General features: G+C 58.8%; 15 protein-coding genes. 5 read left to right on the forward strand and 10 right to left on the reverse strand.

What is annotated here, in order from left to right; all coding sequences use genetic code 11:
* Positions 1-35: 35 nt before the first annotated feature.
* The gene (locus tag LC531_RS00460) at positions 36-314 is read right to left on the reverse strand and encodes a hypothetical protein (RefSeq protein WP_223648357.1); all 279 of its coding nucleotides are present in this window, start codon (positions 312-314) and stop codon (positions 36-38) included.
* A 3-nt stretch (positions 315-317) separates the two neighbouring features.
* The gene (locus LC531_RS00465; protein WP_223648358.1) at positions 318-902 is read right to left on the reverse strand and encodes an RNA polymerase sigma factor; all 585 of its coding nucleotides are present in this window, start codon (positions 900-902) and stop codon (positions 318-320) included.
* A gap of 470 nt (positions 903-1,372) precedes the next feature.
* On the opposite strand from LC531_RS00465, the gene LC531_RS00470 reads away from it, so the two are divergent.
* Positions 1,373-1,711, forward strand: coding sequence for a hypothetical protein (locus tag LC531_RS00470; protein WP_223648359.1), 339 nt, complete (start codon positions 1,373-1,375; stop codon positions 1,709-1,711).
* 35 nt (positions 1,712-1,746) lie between these two features.
* Here LC531_RS00470 and LC531_RS00475 read toward each other — a convergent pair whose 3' ends face one another.
* The 8 genes from LC531_RS00475 to LC531_RS00510 all read right to left on the reverse strand — a co-directional run bounded on the left by LC531_RS00475 (position 1,747) and on the right by LC531_RS00510 (position 11,529).
* Positions 1,747-2,772, reverse strand: a complete 1,026-nt coding sequence (locus tag LC531_RS00475; RefSeq protein WP_223648360.1) for a P63C domain-containing protein — start codon at positions 2,770-2,772, stop codon at positions 1,747-1,749.
* A 1-nt stretch (position 2,773) separates the two neighbouring features.
* A complete protein-coding gene (locus tag LC531_RS00480; protein WP_223648361.1) occupies positions 2,774-3,691 on the reverse strand; it encodes an IS1595 family transposase in 918 nt (305 codons plus the stop codon).
* A 142-nt stretch (positions 3,692-3,833) separates the two neighbouring features.
* Positions 3,834-6,305, reverse strand: coding sequence for a TonB-dependent receptor (locus LC531_RS00485; RefSeq protein WP_223648362.1), 2,472 nt, complete (start codon positions 6,303-6,305; stop codon positions 3,834-3,836).
* A 230-nt stretch (positions 6,306-6,535) separates the two neighbouring features.
* Positions 6,536-7,072, reverse strand: coding sequence for a hypothetical protein (locus LC531_RS00490; RefSeq protein ID WP_223648363.1), 537 nt, complete (start codon positions 7,070-7,072; stop codon positions 6,536-6,538).
* 36 nt (positions 7,073-7,108) lie between these two features.
* Positions 7,109-7,831 (reverse strand): outer membrane beta-barrel protein, encoded by a 723-nt coding sequence (locus tag LC531_RS00495; RefSeq protein ID WP_223648364.1) that lies wholly within the window; start codon positions 7,829-7,831, stop codon positions 7,109-7,111.
* Positions 7,832-7,882: 51 nt separating this feature from the next.
* The gene (locus LC531_RS00500; protein WP_223648365.1) at positions 7,883-8,560 is read right to left on the reverse strand and encodes a hypothetical protein; all 678 of its coding nucleotides are present in this window, start codon (positions 8,558-8,560) and stop codon (positions 7,883-7,885) included.
* Between the two features lie 91 nt (positions 8,561-8,651).
* Positions 8,652-11,057: a TonB-dependent receptor gene (locus LC531_RS00505; RefSeq protein ID WP_223648366.1), complete on the reverse strand. Its 2,406-nt coding sequence runs from the start codon at positions 11,055-11,057 to the stop codon at positions 8,652-8,654.
* 109 nt (positions 11,058-11,166) lie between these two features.
* Positions 11,167-11,529 carry a hypothetical protein gene (locus LC531_RS00510; RefSeq protein ID WP_223648367.1) on the reverse strand — a complete coding sequence of 121 codons (363 nt, stop codon included), beginning with the start codon at positions 11,527-11,529 and terminating at the stop codon, positions 11,167-11,169.
* Positions 11,530-12,365: 836 nt separating this feature from the next.
* Here LC531_RS00510 and LC531_RS00515 point away from each other — a divergent pair.
* The 4 genes from LC531_RS00515 to LC531_RS00530 all read left to right on the forward strand — a co-directional run bounded on the left by LC531_RS00515 (position 12,366) and on the right by LC531_RS00530 (position 19,697).
* Positions 12,366-12,698 (forward strand): hypothetical protein, encoded by a 333-nt coding sequence (locus tag LC531_RS00515; protein ID WP_223648368.1) that lies wholly within the window; start codon positions 12,366-12,368, stop codon positions 12,696-12,698.
* 126 nt (positions 12,699-12,824) lie between these two features.
* Entirely contained in the window at positions 12,825-14,654 is a 1,830-nt protein-coding gene (gene htpG / locus LC531_RS00520; protein ID WP_223648369.1) for a molecular chaperone HtpG, read from the forward strand.
* A gap of 182 nt (positions 14,655-14,836) precedes the next feature.
* On the forward strand, positions 14,837-16,465 hold the full coding sequence (locus tag LC531_RS00525; RefSeq protein ID WP_223648370.1) for a carboxylesterase/lipase family protein: 1,629 nt from the start codon (positions 14,837-14,839) through the stop codon (positions 16,463-16,465).
* A gap of 196 nt (positions 16,466-16,661) precedes the next feature.
* Positions 16,662-19,697 carry an AsmA family protein gene (locus tag LC531_RS00530; protein WP_223648371.1) on the forward strand — a complete coding sequence of 1,012 codons (3,036 nt, stop codon included), beginning with the start codon at positions 16,662-16,664 and terminating at the stop codon, positions 19,695-19,697.
* Positions 19,698-19,775: the final 78 nt, after the last annotated feature.

Raw genomic sequence — 19,775 nt, forward strand, 5'->3', positions numbered from 1 at the left:
GGGCGGTGGTAACGTAATTCCTAAAATACTGAAAATCAGCGGGTAATAATGCCCAGGCCAGCGGCTAGTCGCTGGGCCCAGGCCAGCCAGCGGGGCTGGCCGTAGAGCCGCGCGTGCAGGGCCGCCAGCTCGCGCCGCAGCTGGCGCCGGCCAGCCAGCCGCAGGCACTGGTACAGCTGCTGCTGCGCGGCCACGTCGGCGTCGAGGTCGGGGTCGAGCAGGCGGCGTAGCTGCCACTCGGCGGCGGGCAGCGCGGCCGGGCCATTGCGCAGCTGCTCTTCAATCAGCGATAGGCGTTCGAGGGCGGGGCGCATGGGTTAGTAGTCGATGGTTTCGGCCCGGAAGGCGGCGCGCACCGACTCGCGCAGTCGTTCCAGGCACTTGAATTTTTGCACCGTCGCCGAGCGCACCGAGCGGTAGCCATTGGCCTCGGCAATCTGGGTTAGCGGCTGCTGAAAGTAGTAGAAAGCCAGCAGGATACTCCGGCATTTCTCGCCGAGCTGTGCCACGTAATCGCGCACGGCGAAGGCTGGCTCGGTAGAATCTTCCACCTCTTCGGCAGCCAGCGGGGCAAAGTCGTCGGGCAGTGGTTCGTGCGGCAGGCGGGCGCGGCGGCGCTGCTCGTGGTGCCACAGGTGGCGGCCAATGCCCAGCACGTAGGTGCTGGCCGAAGCCGTGAGCACGAGCGTGCCACTCACCGCCTGCTCGTACAGCACCACCAGCGCATCCTGAAACACGTCCTGCGCATCCTGGGCCGAGCCGCCCTGCTGGCACACGTGGCGGCGCACCAGCGGAAAAGCGTGCCGGTACAGCTGCGCCAGGGCTCGCTCGCGGTTAGCCAGCAGGTCTTGGCGTAGCTTGGCAGCCGGCGAGGGGGGTAGGGAAGAAGGGAAAGCAGTCATGATACTAAGTAATCCGCTTTAGCCCGAAGTATCACCCACCCTAGGCTAAAATAAAGGCAATGATATACGAGTTTACACCAAGTGTAAATTGCGTTAAGTACTTATTTTCTAACGGGTGTGATACTAGAATGACCATTGTACCGTAAATAGCGGTAAGAATACGGTATCTTTGCACCCCCGAACAAGATAAGTTGTTAGTATACTGGCTATTTGCAGCTTACCCTCTGCTGTGAAAGAGGGCACTACTCACCATTTTTTCGTTTTATTATGGGCGCTATTGGAGTTCTAGCCGAATGGCTAGTCGGAATGGTCGGCGTCTCAACTACTGGGCTAGCGCTGTGGCAAATGTTCCGCTCGCACAAAGTGAAGGTTACAAATAAGGACACTGGCAGGTCTGTTATTATCAACACGAAGGCAGGAGTTAAAGAAGGCCGCAAACTTGTAGACTTGATGGCAGAGGTAGATTAAGCATGGCTGAATCTTTAATAGAAAAGCCAACACTGGAAGTCAGTATTATTGCTGTGCTGACATTCATTGTAAATACTACACTGCCACTTGAAAAGCATACGCTATTTACTACCCTTGTTTCCCCTATAGGTTGGGGAATAGGCTGGGGAATAAGATGGCTTAGGCGCAACTATAACCATACGCAGTTAGTCAAGAAAGAAAGCCAATGGATTGCAGAGTTGGAGGCAGACCGAAACAAACCGGGCATCAGTTCAGCGAAAAGAAAGGCGATTGATTTGGACATTGCGCAACGAAAAGTTGCAATGCAGCAGATGGAGCGTAATCGTTATAAAGTAGAATAGAAAAGGCCCCGCAGTGCGGGGCCTTTTCTATTCTATCAAGATTCTACTTCTTCTGCGCCAGTTTCATCATCTTCCTCATCAGAAGGTCTACCAGGCTTATCATCTTTTGACGGTGGCGGGACAGAAAGAAGGCCAGTAAGGACAATGTCAAAATCACTTCGCGGCGGTATATCGTCAATTTCTTTGTCACCAAAATCAAGCACTTGCTGTCCAAACTTGCGCTCGAATAGCCCTTTGAATTCTTTCCAATCGTTGGAGACATTCATTAAGGTAACAACTGAAACGAGCTGTTTTTCTAAGTGTGGAACGCCTGTATCCTCGCTGAGTGCTTGGTGTAATTTAGGCTTGCGTTTGCCGGTAGGCTGCGGAGTTTTATCAATTAGGGCTGGCAGCACCCCCCTAGGCATCGGAGCATAGATGAACTGCTTAGTCCATGTACCAATGATGCCAGGGCGCTGCTTGATGCCTTTTACTGTAAAATCCCATCCATTAAGGCGAAAAATTTCACGGTAAAATTCATCGGGGAATCGCTTACGCCAAGCAAGTAGCTCTTCGCCAATATAAGCTTTAAGAATCTTTTGCAGCTCGTCTCTTTCGCGGTCATACTGATAGCCCGTAGCCTCATCTACCAAGGCAATAACGCCGACCCTAGCTAGGCTGCGAATAAGTATTTCGCATTGGTCTGCCACTATATACTGCCTTTCTGTTTTTAATAGCCCCTGCTTCCGAGCATCTAGCATTATATCACAGAACTCAACTAGCATAGTAGCCTCATAGCCGTTGATGCGCTGCCTGCCTTTATGGACAGAAACAGGCTCGAAATGCTCCAGCTTGTTCCCCTTAACAATCAGCGACTTAAGCCAGTTGATATTCAAAAAACGGCTAAGTGCTACCCCAGATGATTTGGCAGCATCGCTTACAGGGCCATCTACTAATTTAATCGCCGTTTGAATACCACGCGCAGCGATTAAGCGAGTTCCATCCTCTAATACATAGCAGGGTATTTTGACGCCATTTAAGTCTAACTCTCCTTCGTGAGTGATTTTTCTGCTCTTTTCCATATTAGCGGGCAATCAAAGTTTGGTAAGTGAGGCGGCCGGCAACATTGCCAAGAATGAAATTGAAGCGGTCAGATGTTGCCGAACGGCGCGTATTCCAGCGAAGCGAAAACTCCGTTACATAGGCTTGCAGGTGCTCAAAGCTGACGTGGTGATAGATGCCGTCAACCATGCGCTTGAAGTGGCTCCAAAAGCCTTCTAAGCCGTTGGTGTGGGCTTTCCCTTCTACATACTGCTTAGCACTGTGGCGTACAATCTGATGGTCGTACACGGCGGCAATCGGGCGGTAAGCCTGGTACTCGTCGGTGTGTACCGTCGCGCCAGCTTCAACCGTCTCTTGAATGATAGTAACGAGCGTAGCACTGGTTACATCTTCTACTACTTGCGCGATTGCGTGCCCGTCGCGCTGCAAGACACCAACAACTGCCTTCTTAGTTTTGAGGCTACGGCCTTGATTGTTTGGCGTTTTCTTGTTCGCGTGCTTGTTACTCTCTTTGCCCCCAACAAAGGTTTCGTCTACTTCTACGGTGCCGTCCATCGTAGCTTGAAAGTTGGGGTGCGCGAAAGCATAACGCAAACGATGCAGCATGAACCATGCGCTCTTTTGCGTTACGTCAATATCCTTCGCTAACTGGTGCGAGCTAATACCCTTCTTATGCGACGAGAAGATATAGAGGGCCATGAACCACTTTTGCAGCGGTATCTTGGTGTCCTCGAAGATGGTACCCACCTTGACGTTGAAGTACTTATTGGTGTTCTTGCACTTGTAGCGGTGCCCAGCGCATTTGTAGACCTTAGAAGTAGGGTCAAAGGGCGAAACGGGGGTGCCGTTCCAACGCAACGCTTCTAAGTGCAGCGTGCAAGCTTCCTCATTGGGGAAAGCTTTTACCAAGTCGAGCAGGCTTTTGAAAGTAGGGAGCATAACACCAGGCCGTTAATCTGGTGTAAATATACGCTCAAAATCTCAATAAGTTGTTACCTGGTGTAAACTCGTATATCATTGCCAAAATAAAAGCCGCCCACCCTACTCCAGGCTGGCGGCTTTACTTGCGAAGGCGGCGCGCTTACTTAAACGATAGCGGTACTACCACCTTCACGCTCAGCGTGCGGCCCAGGTTAAACACCCCGCGCCGGCCGGTGGCGTTGTTGACCTCCTCGTACTTGAGGCGGCTAAGGTGACTTTGGTAGGCTTTGTCAAATAAGTTGTTCGCTGTGAGATAGATAGAGAACAGCGTGCGGCCCTTCTCGTCGGCCACGTCGGTGCCGGCCCCGGCATTGAACAAGGTATAGGCTGGGGTGGCGGTTTCGGTGTCGTAGGCGGCGTAGTAGCGGTTTTGGGCGAAAGTCTGCTCCAGCTGAAAGCGGGCGTACACGTTGGTGAGGCGCTTGCCCTGGCGGCGAAAATTGCCGCGCAGCTCGCTCTGAAAGCGGTCGGCCGGAATGAAGGGCAGAAACTGCTGGCCCTCGGGCGCATCGAGCTGCCGGGCGCGCACCAGCGAATACGAGTTCTCAAAGTGCAGCCAATCCAGCGGATGCGGGTGAAAATCGAGGGTAGCCTCGCCGCCCAGCAGCCGCGCCTGCCCCTGCACGTACTGAAACAGCCCAATGGGCGGCGGCCCGGCATTTACCACCGAGTCGCGGCCCGCCCGGCCCAGTACCCGCCGCTCAAAAATATAATTGCTGATGCTGTTCTCAAACGCATCCACCGAAAAGCGCACGTGGTCCGTCACGTAGCTCGCGCCCGCATCGAGCTGCAAGCTGGTTTCGGCCCGCAAATCGGGCCTACCCACCTCGTAGCGGATGGTACCCTCGTGCACCCCGTTGGCCCCCAGCTCGGCGATGTTGGGCGCGCGAAAGCCGCGGGCGATATTGGCCTTCACCGTGAGCCGGTCGCTGAGGTTATAGGCCGCACCCAGGCTACCGCTGTAGTTATCGAACGTGCTTTGAAAACCTGGAAACTTGGTTTCGGCCCCCGGTGTGGTAGGGGGGGTAGGGCGCTCGTTGGCGTCGAGATATAGACTCTGAGCTGCGATGCGGCGCACGTCGTAGCGCAGCCCGCCGCTGAGGTCGAGCCCGCCAAACGACCTTTTCACTACCCCAAATACGCCGCCTTCGGTCAGATTATAAGCCGGAATCAGGAATTCGGTGGCCAGGTTGCGGTTTTGCTGGCGCAGGCCGGTACTGCCCACAGCCAGGTTCCAGCCCTTGAATTCGGGTAGAAAATACCGCACCGCGTAGTCCACGGTGCGCAGCTGGAAGTACAGCTGCGGCGTGTCGGGCTGGAGCACGTCGCCAAACTCGCGGCGCAAATTCTGCTGGTAGTTGACTTGCAGCGTGAGCCGCCCGCCCTGGTCGCCGATAATAAAATTATTGTCGGTGCCGAAGCGCAGGTGGTTGATGCGCTGGCGCGGCACGAACAGCTGGTAGCCGTGCAGCTCATCGTCGGTCACGATGCGCTGCTCCACGGTGGTGCCTACCGCCACGTCGCGCACGAAGCGCCCGCTCAGGCTGTCGCGCCCACCCTCAATCAAGCCCAGGTTTTGGTTGAAGGTGCTGAACGTCAAGTGCGAGTAGCCCCAGCTTTTGTTCAGGCCCACGTAGGCATTGGCGTCCCACTCATTGAAGCCCGAATTAAAAACCCGGCCGTCGTAGCGGTTCTGGTAGTCGCCGGCCACCTTGCGGGTACCGCGCGCCAGCCAGTTCAGGCCGTTGATATTGCCCGCGTTCTCGAAAGAATAGCCCTGCTGGCGGTTGTTGGTCTGGTAGGTAGCTGTGGCTGAGCCGATAACGTGGCCCTCCGCCACCGGGTCGGGGGCCAGGAAGTTGATAACGCCCGCCATCGCGTCGGAGCCATACAATAAGGAGCCCGGCCCCTTGATAATCTCGGCCCGGTCGATGCTGAACTGGTCAATCTCGATGCCGTGCTCGTCGCCCCACTGCTGGCCTTCCTGCCGCGCCCCGTTGTTGAGCGTCACTACCCGGTTGTAGCCCAGCCCGCGCACTACCGGCTTGCTGATAGCGGCCCCAGTCGTAATCTGGCTCACGCCCGGCGTGTGGGCAATGGCATCCACGGCATTGGTGGCCGAGGTCTGGTTGAGGCGCGTGTGGTCCACCACCGTCGTGGGCACCGGCGAGCGGCGCAGCGCCGTGGCCTGCGACACGCCCGTGACCACCACCTGCCCGATTTCGGTGGCTGCCGGGCTCAGGCCCACCAGCAGTGGCTCGTTGCTACCCGTGTCCACCGTCCGGCTCACCGTGTTGTAGCCCAGCGAAGTTATCTGCACCAGAAACTTGCCCCTGGGTAGGTCGCTGAAGCTAAAGCGCCCGTCGGCATCGGTGGCCGCGCCCTGCTTGAGGTCCGGGAATATCACATTGGCCCCTGGTAGGGGCTCATTAGTAGTGGCATCCACCAGCCGGCCGCCAAAGGCGGCCGCGCTGGCCCGGCGGCCGGCCGCCGGGGGGGTAGGGCTCGTTTGGGCCGCCGCCGATAGCGCCAGGGCGCTCAGCAGTAAGGTAGTCGTAAACTGGTTTGACATAGGAAAGCGCAGGGCAGTAGCAAGAACGGCAACAATCGCCGTCCGGCCCTCCCTTACGCAAACAAACCCCAACCAGCGGCCGGGGTCTGTCTGTAATTTCTCTAAACCAAACCAGAGAAAAATCGGCGCGCCTACCCGAGGTAGAGACGCGACCCATCGCGTCTCTCGGCATCAGGGGTCAAGCAGTGCGAATGGGGGAGAGACGCGATGGGTCGCGTTTCTACAAAACCTTATTTCTTAGCCTCAGCGAGCAGCTTCTGGTGCTCGGCCATCATACTGGCGTGGTCCGCTACCAATTGCTTGTGCTCCTGCTGAATCTGCTGGTCTTCGGTCTTCATCTGGTCGTGGTCCTGGCGCATTTGGGCTTCGGGCACGCCACCGCTTTCGTGCTTGGCTTCCAGCTCGGCGTGACGCTTTATCACGGCATCGTGGCGCTTTATCACGTCCTGGTGCTGTTGAATGAGGGTATCGTGGCGCTTCTCGAGAGCCTGGAAAGCCGGCGTATTCTCGATGCCGGCCTGTTTGGCCGCCGCCAGTGCCTGGCGGTGGTCCACCTCCATCACCGAATCGGCGGTTTGCATGATGCGGTGGTCAGCCTCCATCTTCTGGTGGTCGGCCACCAACTCGGCGTGCGTGATGGCCGGCCCGGCGGCGGGCGCGCCCGTCGTGGTTGCGGCGGTTTTGTCGGCGGCCGGCTGGCAGCCGGTCAGCACCAGCCCGCAGCCCAGCAGGGCGGCGGCAAAGGCAGGAACGAAAGAACGGGTCATAGGGAGTGAGGGGGGTAGGGAGCGAAAATCCAAGACTTACTTCCCGAAATTGAAAGCCAGGCCCAGCGACGTATTGAAGGCCGAAACGGGCTGCTTGGTCTGCAAGCGGCCGGCGTTGTTGGTGCGGTTGCCATTGTCAACGGTGAAGGCACTGGCTCCCATAAAGTCGCCGCGCAGCACCAGGCCCACGCGCTGGGCCAGGGCGTAGTGCAGCCCCAGGCCCGCCTGGTAGCCAAACACGGTGCTCGTAGAGCTGTATTGCGTCAGCAGCGTCTGGGCGTTGTCTTCGAGCTGCACGGTGAGGGTAGGCGTGCTGAAGCTGTGCACGATACCTACCAGGCCGCGCGCCTCCAGCCGCAGCTTGCTGCCAAGCGGAAACATAAACGAGGGGCCCACCATCGCCGTGAGGCGACGGTAGCGGCTGCCGCTGCGCAGCGTGCTTTCATCCACCCCGAAGCCGTCCGTGAAGCCGGCCCCGATTTGGTCTAGGTCCTTGGTTTTCAGCCGGCCGTTGTCGCTGAATGCCACCTGGCCCGCCAGGCCCACGATGCCGCCGCCGAAGTAGTGCGCGCCGTCGAGGGCCAGGTGCAGGCCCGTTTTGGCGAAGCCCGCTTGGTTATTAAAGTAATCGGACTTGCCAAAGTCGCCCAAGGCGAAGGAGGCCCCGACGTTCAGGCCCACGTAGCCGGGATTAGGGGTAGTCTGCGCGGCGGCGGCCAGGGGTAGGGCGGCGGCCAGCAGAAGGGGTAGGAGTTTCATGGAAAATTGAGTTTTGAAAGTTGACTTAAGGCCGCCTGGCAGTGCGATTAACTATTTAATGCTCACGTTAAAGCCCACGTCGAGGTCCGTGGAGCCAGGGGCGAAAGTGCCGTCTTTCACATTGGGCTGGTGGCGCAGCACCACGCGCAGATAGCCAGTACTGGCCGCCCCGGTCTTGAAGGTCGTTTTGAAGCCCAGTGGCAGCGCCGGGGTGTTGGTATCCACGTCGGTAGTGGTCACCGTTAGGTTCAAGGGCGGGCTAGTGGGTAGGGGCGTCGGAATGGGCGCGGGGTAGATATCAGCCCCAGTACCAGTTGGAGCCGGAATCATCAACGGCTGGTTGGTAGGCAGCGGCTGGTAGAAAACGTGGTGATAATTAGCCCGTTGCGTCGCAATCTCGTTGCCCACGTCGAAGGTTGGCGTCTGGCTCTTGTCCAGAATGCCCAACTGGCCGGTGTAGTTGGCGTTGGCGGTTAGGTTGAGGTTGGCCTTGCTCACGTCGGGCGTCAGCGGATTGCCCTTGCTGTCAAGTAATTGCTCCCAGGTGGCGGTTTGCACGTCGGTGGGGTTGGCGGTGTTGGTCAGCGTCAGGATGGTCGTCGTGAGGGCTTCGTTGGCCACGGTTGGGGCCACTACTTCTTCATTTTTGCTGCATCCGGCCAGGGCGGCTAGCAGCCCGGCCATTGCCGCCACGCGGACTTTGGGGGTAGATTTCACGGTTAAAAACATGGAGTTGGAAAGGAAAAATGGTTGAATGTTGATTATTAATATTTTGTCATTGCGGACAGAGCGAAGCAATGACAAGCGGCACTATTTTAGCCTAAAACGGCACGCGCACGCGGAGCTGAATATTCTGGCCCACGTCGGCGGTGTAGTAGCGGAAACGGTTGAGGTAATCGCGGTATTCGCGGTTTAATAAGTTGCTGGCCGTCAGGCTGATGTCGAACAGCTGGTGACCGGCGTGGAGCAGGGTGCCGGCCTCGGCTCCCCATAGGTCATAGGCGGCCGGGGCGGGGGCGTAGTCGCCGCTGGCCGGCGTGCAGCCCTGGCGGGCCACAAACTGGTTATTGAGGCCCACGTAGCTCTGGCGCAGCGGCCCGGCATCGCCGCCCAGGCTAAATCGCACGCCGTTCTGCCAGCGGTTGGGCGGCGCGTAGATGAGGTAGTCGTGGGCGCTCTCGTTGTAGGCCCACAGCAGCGAGGCCGACGAACTGAAGGTCAGCCGCGGCACCGGCCGGTAGCTCATGCGCGCGTCAAGGCCCTTGAAGAGCGCGTTGGCCTGCGTATAGTCGAAGGCCGGGTAGGCCCCGCGCACGGTGCGGATGTAGCGCCCCGCTGGGGCCAGGTACAGGTAGTTGCGGATGTAGTTGACATAGCCGCCCACTTCGCTCTCCACCTTCGTTCCGCTGTATAAAAGGCTGGCGCTGCCGTTGTAAGCCTGCTCCTTAGTCAGGTTCGGGTCACCGATTTCGTAGGTGGCCGCGCTCTGGTGCACGCCGGCCGCGTACAGCTCATTCACGGTAGGCGGCCGCCAGGCGGTGGCCAGGTTGGTGCTCAGCGTGAGGCCGTGGCCCAGGTCGAGCAGGCCGCCCACGGTGCCCGTCACGGCTTGGTAGATGGTGGTGGGCCGCGTGATGCGGCCGGTGCTCACGTCGGTAAAAAAGGCCCGCAGCCAGCGGTAATCATAGCGCAGGCCGCCTTCCAGGGTCAGGCGTTCGCCGCGATGCTTGCCCAGCACGTAGGCCCCCGCCCCGTAATTGCGGAAGTTGGGAATCAGAAACTGGTATTCCCGAATGTTGGCCTGCGTCACACCCTGGAAGCCCGCCGTAGCCGAACACGGCCCGGTGGTGGGCGTGAGGTAGGCTAGGTCGAGAGTGTGCGAGGTCAGGCTTAGAAACAGGTCGGGCACATCGCCCAGCGCCGGGTTATAGGGCAGTTGGTCGCCGTACTCCGAGCGGGCGTCTGTTTGGCGGGCGTAGGTGGCCTGCACCTGGCCGCCGCCCGGCAGCGTGGCCGTGGCTTTGGTCTTGAAGAGCTGGTGTACCACCGCCTGGTAGGGCCGGCTGATAGTATAGGTAAACACGTCTGGCGTCAGTGGCCGGTTGCGGTCAATGGCACTCAGCAAGTCCGTCACCGAGCCCGTTTCGGAGCCCGAAAAGATGCCCAGCTTGGTATCGAAGCGGCTGAAAAACAGTTCGGTAGCGATAATGCCCCGGTGATAGTTTAGCGCCAGCGAGTAGTTCTGCTCCTGCAAGCCGGTGTTAGTGATGTAGTAGTTCGCCGAGCGCGCCGTGCCGGCCCGCCGCAGCGTGCCCTGCACCCGGTAGCTGAGGCCGTGCAGCAGCCCCCGCCCCCGCCCGCCGCCCCCGCCCGCCGAGTCGGCCGGAATGGCACCCTGCACGAAGGCCGAAGCCGCGCCCAGCCGGCCGTTGGTCATACCCACCAGGTTCACCTCGCCGCCTACCCCCGCCGTGTCGGGCAGGGCCGCCGGCTCCACCAGCACCACGCCGCCGATGGCATCGGCCCCATAGCGGATGCTGGCCGCGCCCTTAATCACGGTGAGGCGGGTAGCGGTAAAGGGGTCAATCTCGGGTGCGTGGTCGTTGGCCCACTGCTGGCCCTCCTGCCGCACACCGTTGTTCAGAATCAGCACCCGGTTGCCGTACAGGCCGTGAATCACGGGCTTGGCAATCGTGGGGCCGGTCTGGATGCTGTACACCCCCGTAATGCCCTGCAAGGCGGCCGCCAGGTTGAGGCCCCGCGTTTGCTGCAAGGCCCGCCCGGTCAGTGTAGTCTGGCTCTGGCTGATGAGCGGTCGGGTCTCCTTAGCCCCATCTACCCGCACCTCGCCCAACTGCCCGGCGGCGGCTTTTAGCTTGATATCCAGGTTGGTCACGCTGCCGCGCATCGTCACGGTCAGCACCTGCTCGGCGTAGCCCACGAAGGTGGCGTGCAGGTGGTACTTCCCCGCGCACAGCTGGTTAAAGTGGTAGTGGCCATCGGCATCGGCGGCTTCGGCGGCGCTGGTTTCATCCAGCCGCAGCACGGTGCCCGGCAGCGGCTCGCCGGTGCGCTGGTCCGTGATGCGCCCCGCCAGGTTCAGCGCGCAGGCCGGGGTAGGCTCTACCTGGGCTTGCGTACCAAGGGGTACGCCGCCCAGCAGCCAAGCCAGCACCAACAGCCCCCGCCCGGCCGCCACGCGGCCGTTTGCAAGAGATATACCCAAGATAATGAGAAAATTGCGCCGCCCACGGGCGGCCAGTACGGCCGCGGCCGGCCCGCCCACGGCGGTCCTGGCACCCTACGGCGGCTCAGAATTAAACCAGACGGGAGCCTTACCCCACCGGGGGGCCGCGTAGCGCCGTGCGCCGTAGCTCGGTGGCCGAGCAGGCCAGCGTGAAGGGTATCGCCAGCGGCTGATAGCTCAGCAGCACGCGGGGCAAGGGCATCACCACCGGCGGGGAAGCCACGAAGGGCACGTTGTAAAACGTGTCTTCGTGGCAGTGCGTGTGCTTGGGCGTGAGCAGGGCCTTGCCCGCCACAGCGTGGCTGTGGCCCCGGCCGACCGTGAAGGCCAGTTCCTCCGTGGTATGCTCGTGGCCGTGCAGCGCCAGCACCCATGCCTCCGGCAGCAGCGTCCGCGTGAGGCAGAGCAGCAATAGAAAGGCGAGGTAGGGACGAAAAGCAGACCGCAACATGCTGGCATAAGGAAAGCAGAGGCAACTACAAAGCCGGTAGCCAATACTGCTTTCCTTTTGACAAAGCTACTGATAAATCACTGGAAAGCTTTCGCAAAAAAGCAACAATGTTTCAAATAATGGTCACGTTATGTTTGTTCGCCTCGAAGTTTCCGGCATGGAAATAGAAAGAGGCCGGCCTTCGCTGGGGAAGTGTACCCCGCCCTGCACCTTACGTTCAGCGCAAGCAGCCAGCCCTACCCTCATTTGTGGCCGGTAAGCACCGCCGGCTTCAAATGAGGGTAGGTTCTGGGGCTACCTGCCGTTTCCCGCTCTACCTTGCCATACTTTTTGCGGACTGACAGCGCTGCGCTTCCCACGTATAAGCCCGGCGCTGGCCAACGCATACTGGGCCGACCAGCCGCCACCTGATAGTAGAATTTTGAGTGGATGAAGAGTCGATAAAATAATTTTAAAAAATATAGTAGTAACTAATAAAAACTGGTAAACATTTAACTTTTATTAATACTAAAAAACTGCACGCTACCCGCTTTAAGTCCAGGGAATGGCTTATTGAAAAAAAGTTAGACTTAGAACGACCACTCTTAAGTCTTTTTCGTAAGTGGGCCGATTCTCTCTTTTTCTATCTTCCACTTGATTGTATTTAGTAAAGATGCTTACGGTTTAGCTATATGATAATTGACTCTGTTAAAGAGCTTTGTGTGCAACATGATGTCGCGCTCGGGGTAGCGCGGATTGCGTGGGTAGGTGGTCGCCAAATGAGTGGCTTCCGCGAGGCATTTGGGCAAATATGTCAACTAGTACGCCAGCTGGGAGTAAAGCGGGTGTTGCTGGATATGAACACTTTGCCCGATATTTCGGTCTATGACCAGCTATGGCTGAGCAAGAGCTTTATTCCCTCCCTGCTCACCCTGCCCCTGCGACAGGTGGTAGTGGTGCTCACGGCCAAGCGCATCTACAACCAGCACGTAGTGGAGGACCTGCTGGGCGCAGTGAGCCTGCACATTCGGTTCGATTTGCAATTTTTCGCGCAGTCCGAAGCCGGCATGCACTGGCTCACCGACTACTCGCCCCGCCTGCCGGCCCTGCTCATCGAATGGGTGCAACACTGCGCCCGCACCAGCAAAACCGACGACGTGGCCGGTCCCCGCGCGTATTACCAACTGTAGCCTGGCGGCTCGGCTGCCAGGTTGGCAGCCAGCACCCGCTTGGAACACCCTTTGAAATGGAAGGTTGACGCACGGCCCCGGCCTGTTAGTCAGCCTTTTGTTGTTTTCCACCATTTCGCTATTCCCATGTCCGAAACCGGCTCTATTTCCATTCACACCGAGAACATCTTCCCCATTATCAAGAAGTTCTTGTATTCTGACCACGAGATTTTCCTGCGCGAGCTCGTCAGCAACGCCGTTGATGCCACGCAGAAATTGCAAAGCCTGGCCCGGCAGGGCGAGTTTACCGGCGAGCTGGGTGAGCTGAAAGTGCGCGTGACTGTGGATAAGGAAGCCCGCAAAATCACGGTGTCGGACCACGGCCTGGGCATGACGGGCAATGAAATCAAGAAGTACATCAACCAGATTGCTTTCTCCGGCGCTACCGAGTTTGTGGAGAAGTACAAGGAAACCGATGCGCAGGCTAAAGACCAGATAATCGGGCAGTTCGGCCTGGGCTTCTACTCGGCCTTCATGGTGTCGAAAGAAGTGGAAATCTGGTCGAAATCCTATAGAGAAGATGCCCTGACCGCGCACTGGATTTGCGACGGCAGCACGCAGTTTACCCTGGACGAGCCCACCGGCGAGCACGCCAAGGCCGAGCGCGGCACTGATGTGGTGCTGCATGTAGCCGAAGACTCGGACGAGTTTCTGGAGGAAGCCCGTTTGCGTACCATCCTCACCAAGTACTGCAAGTTCCTGCCCGTCCCGATTGAGTTTGAGGGTCAGCTAATTAACGATACGACGCCCATCTGGACCAAGCAGCCGGCCGACCTGACCGATGAGGACTACCGGAAGTTCTACCACGAGCTGTATCCGATGAGCATGGATGAGCCGCTGTTCTGGATTCACCTGAACGTGGACTATCCGTTTCACCTCACGGGTATTTTGTACTTCCCGAAGGTGAAGGACGAGCTGCAATTTCAGCGTAATAAGATTCAGCTCTACTCGCGGCAGGTATTCATCACCGATGAAGTGAAGGATGTAGTACCCGAGTTTCTGATGCTGCTCCACGGCGTGATTGACTCGCCCGATATTCCGTTGAACGTGTCGCGTAGCTTCCTGCAAGCCGATGCCAACGTGCGCAAAATCAACACCTACATCACCCGTAAAGTGGCTGATAAGCTGGCCGAGCTGTTTCGCAAGGACCGCGCTGGCTACGAGGAAAAATGGGCTGATATTGGGGTGTTTGTAAAGTACGGGATGCTCTCGGATGATAAGTTTTACGAGCGTGCCAAGGACTTTGTGCTGCTGAAAAGCGTGGAGGGTAAGCTATACACGCTCACCGAGTACACCGAGCATATTCAGGCCAATCAGCAGGACAAAGACGGCAACACCGTAGTACTTTATACCACCGACGCCGAGCGCCAGCACGGCTTCGTGGCGGCGGCCCAGGAGCGCGGCTACGACGTGCTGAATATGGACCAGGTGCTCGACCCGCATTTCATTGGTTTGCTGGAGCAAAAATTGGAGAAAACCACGTTCAAGCGCGTAGACTCGGCCACAGCCAGCCAGCTCATTGAAAAAGAAGAGGCCCCGGCTAGCGTGCTGAGCGAAGACGACCAGAAGAAGCTAGAGGAAACCTTTAAAAGCGCTATCCACAACGAGACCATGCACGTCAAAGTGGCGGCCCTTTCGCCGCAGGATGCGCCAGTGGTCATCACCCAAAACGAGTTTATGCGCCGCATGAAAGACATGCAGCGCACCGGTGGCGGGGGCGGCATGCAGATGTTCGGCTCCCTACCCGACTCGTTCGACGTGACGGTGAACGCCAACAGCCCGCTGGTGCAAAAGGTGCTGGCCGACGGCGGCGAAACCATTGCCAAGCAGGCCTTCGACTTGGCCCTGCTCACGCAAGGGATGCTGAAGGGCGAGGCGCTTACGGCCTTCGTGAAGCGTAGCACGGAGCTGCTGTAGTTTTTGGGTTGTTAGCTTTTTAAGAAAGCCCCGTTGCCAAGCTGGCAGCGGGGCTTTTTGCGTGTAGCGTGAAGTTTCTCAACTTCGTGCGCGAGCGCCGCGAGCAGGCAGAACCGCACAGTGCAAACGACGATGCTCGCCGTGCTTGCGTACGAAGTGGAAACTTCGCGCTACTTTTCGCCATGAAACTGCTACTTTTCCTACCCCCCCTTTTCCTGACCATCGTGGCCGTGGCTCAGAAGCCTGCTTCCAACCTTGCCCAAAACCAGGTGCAGGTAGCCGGCGGCCGGCTGGCCGGCGCTACTGCCGCCAGCGGCATCCACGAGTTCAAGGGTATTCCCTACGCCGCGCCGCCCGTGGGCGAGCGTCGCTGGCAGGCCCCGCAGCCGGCCGCGAAGTGGACCAACGTGCGACCGGCCACGCAGTTTGGGCCGCGCGCCATGCAGCTGCCGCTATTTGGCGACATGAATTTTCGCTCGAATGGCGTGAGCGAGGACTGCCTGTACCTGAACGTGTGGACGGGCGCGAAAACGGCCCAGGAAAAGCGGCCGGTGCTGGTGTATTTCTACGGCGGCGGTTTCGTGGCCGGCGATGGCTCGGAGCCGCGCTACGACGGCGAAAGCCTGGCCAAGCAAGGCATCGTGACCGTGACGGTGAACTACCGCCTGGGCGTGTTCGGCTTTATGGCCCACCCCGAGCTGACCAAGGAATCGCCGCACCACGCCTCGGGCAACTATGGTCTGCTCGACCAGCAAGCGGCCATGCAGTGGGTGCGGGCCAATATCGCGGCCTTTGGCGGCGACCCGCAGCACGTTACCATTGGGGGCGAGTCGGCGGGCTCGTGGTCGGTGAGCGCGCAGCTAGCCGCGCCGGCTTCTAAAAACCTACTGGTGGGTGCCATTGCCGAAAGCGGCTCGCTGCTGGGCTTGCAGCCGCTACCCACCCTGGCGCAGGGCGAGCAGACGGGGGTAGGGTTTGCTACCAGCCTGGGTGCCTCTTCACTGGCTGCGTTGCGGGCGCTGCCGGCCCAGCAGCTGCTGGAGGCCAGCGGCAAGCAGGGCGCGCCGCGCTTTGCGCCCATTGTGGATGGGTATTTTCTGCCGCGCTCGCCGGCCGAGATTTTTGCCGCCGGCCAGCAGGCGCACGTGCCGCTGCTGGTGGGCTGGAACTCGCAGGAGATGGGCTACCAGATGGTGCTGGGCCCGAACGCGCCCACGGTAGCCAACTACAGCGCCGCCGTGCAAAAGCTGTATGGCGAGCAGGCGGCTGACATTCAGCGCCTCTATCCCGCCACTACCGACGCGCAGGCCGAGCAGGCCGCCACCGACCTGGCCAGTGACCGCTTCATCGCCTACAGCACCTGGAAGCTGGCCGATGCCCAGCTCCAGACCGGCGGCCAGCCGGTATACCGCTACCTCTACGCCCGCCCCCGCCCGGCCATGACGCCCGCAATGGGCAACGCCACCGCCAACCTGGCCGGCGGCGTCACCAAGGGTACCGGCGCGGCCCCTACCCCCGCCCCGCCCGCCAAGGGTGCCGTGCACTCGGCCGAGATTGAGTACGCGCTGGGCAACCTGCCTACTAACAAGGTATTTGCCTGGACGCCCGATGATTACCAGGTGTCGAAAGTGATGCAGGGCTATTTCGCCAACTTCATCAAAACTGGCAACCCCAACGGCGTGGGCCTACCCCCCTGGCCAGCCGCCAGCCAGCAGAATGGCCAGGTGATGCGCCTTGACGTGACCACCCAGGCCGGGCCCGACCAGACGCGCGCCCGCTACCAGTACCTGGAGCAGCATGCAACTAAATAACTCATCCCCTACTTGCTGCCAGGCCCGGTCGGAGACATCTTCGACCGGGCTTTTTTGTAAAGGAAAAAAGGAGTATTTACAGAAAAAAGCTGTGTGCAAGGCGCAATCGGCTCCATTTTCGCGTTAAAGCGCGGGTGCCCCCAACCGGCCCCGCTGGGCGCTATTTTTGCCCGACGTTATTTAATTACCTCTTCTGATGCGCAAGATTCTGCTTGGTTTTCTGGTATTTGTCGTGCTACTGGTGGTGGCGCTGGTGGCCGCGCCGTTTTTATTTAAAGACAAGCTGCGGGCGCTCGCCGATAAACAGATTGCGCAGCGCGTGCGCGCCAAGGTGCAGTATAATCCTGCCGATATTGACGTGACGTTGCTCAGCACGTTTCCCAATTTAGGTCTGGATATCAAGAACCTGCGCGTGATTGGGCTGGACTCGTTCAGCCGCGACACGCTGGCTTACCTGCCCGACTTGCGGGTAGGGCTCGATTTGATGAGCGTCATCAAGGGCCAGCAGATTGACGTGAAAAGCGTGGCCCTCGACCAGCCTGACATTGCCATTGAGGTGCTCAAGAGCGGGCGTGCCAACTGGGATATCATGCTTTCGAACTCGGCCGCCGCCTCGAAAGGGCAGGATACCAGCTCGGTGAATCTGGCCATTCAGGGTTGGAAAATTACCAACGGGCGCTTGCGCTATGATGACCGGAGCATTCCCTTCCGAATGGACGCACGCGGCGTGAACCACACCGGCAAGGGCGATTTTGCGAAGAATATCTTCGACCTGACGTCTAACACGACCATCAATAAGCTCACGGCCACCTACAACGGCATCGACTACCTGACCAATAAGCAGGTGAATGCCGACGTGGCGTTGGCGATGGACCTGAACAAGCATCTGTATACCTTCAAGGAAAACCAGGTGAAGCTCAACGATTTCCCGTTCAGCTTCGCGGGTGCCATTGGGCTGCCCAACGCCACCGATATCACCTACGACATCACGTTCAAGGCGCTGCAAACCGACTTCAAGAACATCCTGAGCTTGGTGCCGGGCGTGTTCAACGCGCAGTTTAAGGACGTGGCGGCGAGCGGGCAGGTAGCCTTTAGCGGCTACTACAAGGGCGTGCAAAATAAGTTACGGATGCCTGGCTACGGCGTGAACCTGACCGTGACCAACGGCCGCTTCAAGTATCCGCAGCTGCCGCAGGAGGCCAAGAACATCAACGTGGCGATGGTGGTGGATAACCCCTCGGGCTTCACGAATAATGTGAAAGTCAATATATCGAATTTTCACCTGGACCTGGGTACCAACCCGGTAGATGGCAACGTGGCCATCGACGGCCTCAACCCCATGCAGGTGGACGGCCGCGTGAAGGCCAACGTGAACCTGGCCGAGGCGCTGAAAGTGTACCCGGTGGCCGGCCTCACCATGCGCGGCCAGTTTTTCGTGGATGCTACCGGCAAAGGTACGTACTCGAAGACCCAGATGCCGGTGGTGAACGCCGCCATCAAGATGACCAATGGCTACGTGAAATCGGATAAGTTTCCGGCCCCGATTGAGGATATCAATCTGAGTGGCACGGTGGTGAACGCCACGGGCCAGGTGAATGATACTTACGTAAACCTGCCGCAGTTTCACATGCTGCTGGAAGGTGAGCCGCTCGATGGCCGCTTGGCGGCCCACAACATCAACTCGCCCGTCTTCGACGCCGACGTGAAGGGTACGGTGGACCTTACCAAAATCACCAGGATTTTTCCCTTGCAGGGCATGACCGTGACGGGCCGCGTGAGCGGCAACATTGCCGCCGCCGGCAACATGGCCGACGTGAACGCCGGCCGCTACCAGAACGTGAAGGCCAGCGGCACGGTGCAGGCGAAGAACGTGACTTACCAGAGTAAAGAGCTACCGCAGGGCGTGAACATCAGCAGCGCGACGGGCACCTTCAACAACAACCAGATTGTGGTTCAGAGCCTGAATGGCACGGCTGGCACTTCCGACTTTGCGGCCAGTGGCACGGTGAGCAACTACCTGGGCTACCTCTTCACGCCCGGCCAGCCGCTGCGCGGTAACCTAACGGTTAACTCGCACAATTTCAACGTGAACGAGTTTATGGTGGACCCCGTGAGCAACAAGAGTACGGCCACTGGCAAGGCCGCGCCGACCCAGGCCAGCGGGGTAGTCGCCATTCCGAAGTTCTTCGACCTGGTGCTCAACAGCAAGGTAGACAACGTGACCTACGACAACCTGAAGCTAACCAACGCCACTGGCACCGTGACGGTGAATAACCAAATAGCGACGCTTAAAAATCTGACTTTCAACACCCTGGGTGCCACCTTTGGCACCACCGGCAGCTATAATACCCAGAACCTGGCTCATCCCAAATTTGACCTGGGGCTGAATATTAAAAACCTGAATTTTCAGAGTGCTTTCCAGGCATTCAACACCGTGAAGGCGCTGGTGCCGCTGGCCGCGGCGGTGCAGGGCGTGTTCAACACCACCTTCAGCGCCAGCGGCGAGATGGGCCAGGATATGCTGCCCAAGTTGAGCACGCTAAGTGGTAACGGCGTATTTGATATCTTGAAAGCCAGCGTGTTGCAATCGCCTACCCTCAGCCAGATTGCCAGCCTCACGACCTTGCCGGAGCTGAAAAACCTGAGCATTATAAACAAGGTCGTGAACGCGCAGATTGTGGATGGCAAGCTCATCGTGAAGCCTTTCGACTTCGCGGTAGGCGACCTTAAGCTGACGCTGGGCGGCACCAACAGCCTGGCCGGCATCGTGGACTACGTGGCCGCCATAAACGCGCCCACCGGCAAACTTGGTAATGCGTTGAACAGCAAGCTTACGCAACTGACCGGCGTGCAGAATATTCAGGGTACTGACCGCGTGACGCTGGGCCTCGACATTGGGGGCAACATCAGCAGCCCCACCGTGAAGCTGACCAGCGGCAGCCTCAAGGACCAGGGTAAAGCCATCGTGACTAACGTGGTGAAGACCAAGCTCACCGACGCGCTGTTGGGCCTCGCCAATAAGAATAGAGCCAAGGGTGACAGCACCCAGAAGGCTACTGCCGTTACCCAGCAAAATGCCCAGGAACAACTGAATCTGGAGATTCAGAAGAAGAAGCTGGAAGCTGAAGCCAAAGCAAAGCAGGCCATTGGCAATGGGTTGAACAGCCTGTTTGGCGGTGGGCGCAAGGCAACCCCTACCCCCCCCGCGCCGGCCGATACGACCAAGAAGTAGCCCGCTGGTTCACTGAGAAAGGCCACCCGCTTGGGTGGCCTTTTTTGGCAAATCGTAGGCGTGAATCGTCCAAAAAAT

This window comes from Hymenobacter psoromatis (assembly GCF_020012125.1).
Taxonomy (GTDB): Bacteria; Bacteroidota; Bacteroidia; order Cytophagales; family Hymenobacteraceae; genus Hymenobacter; species Hymenobacter psoromatis.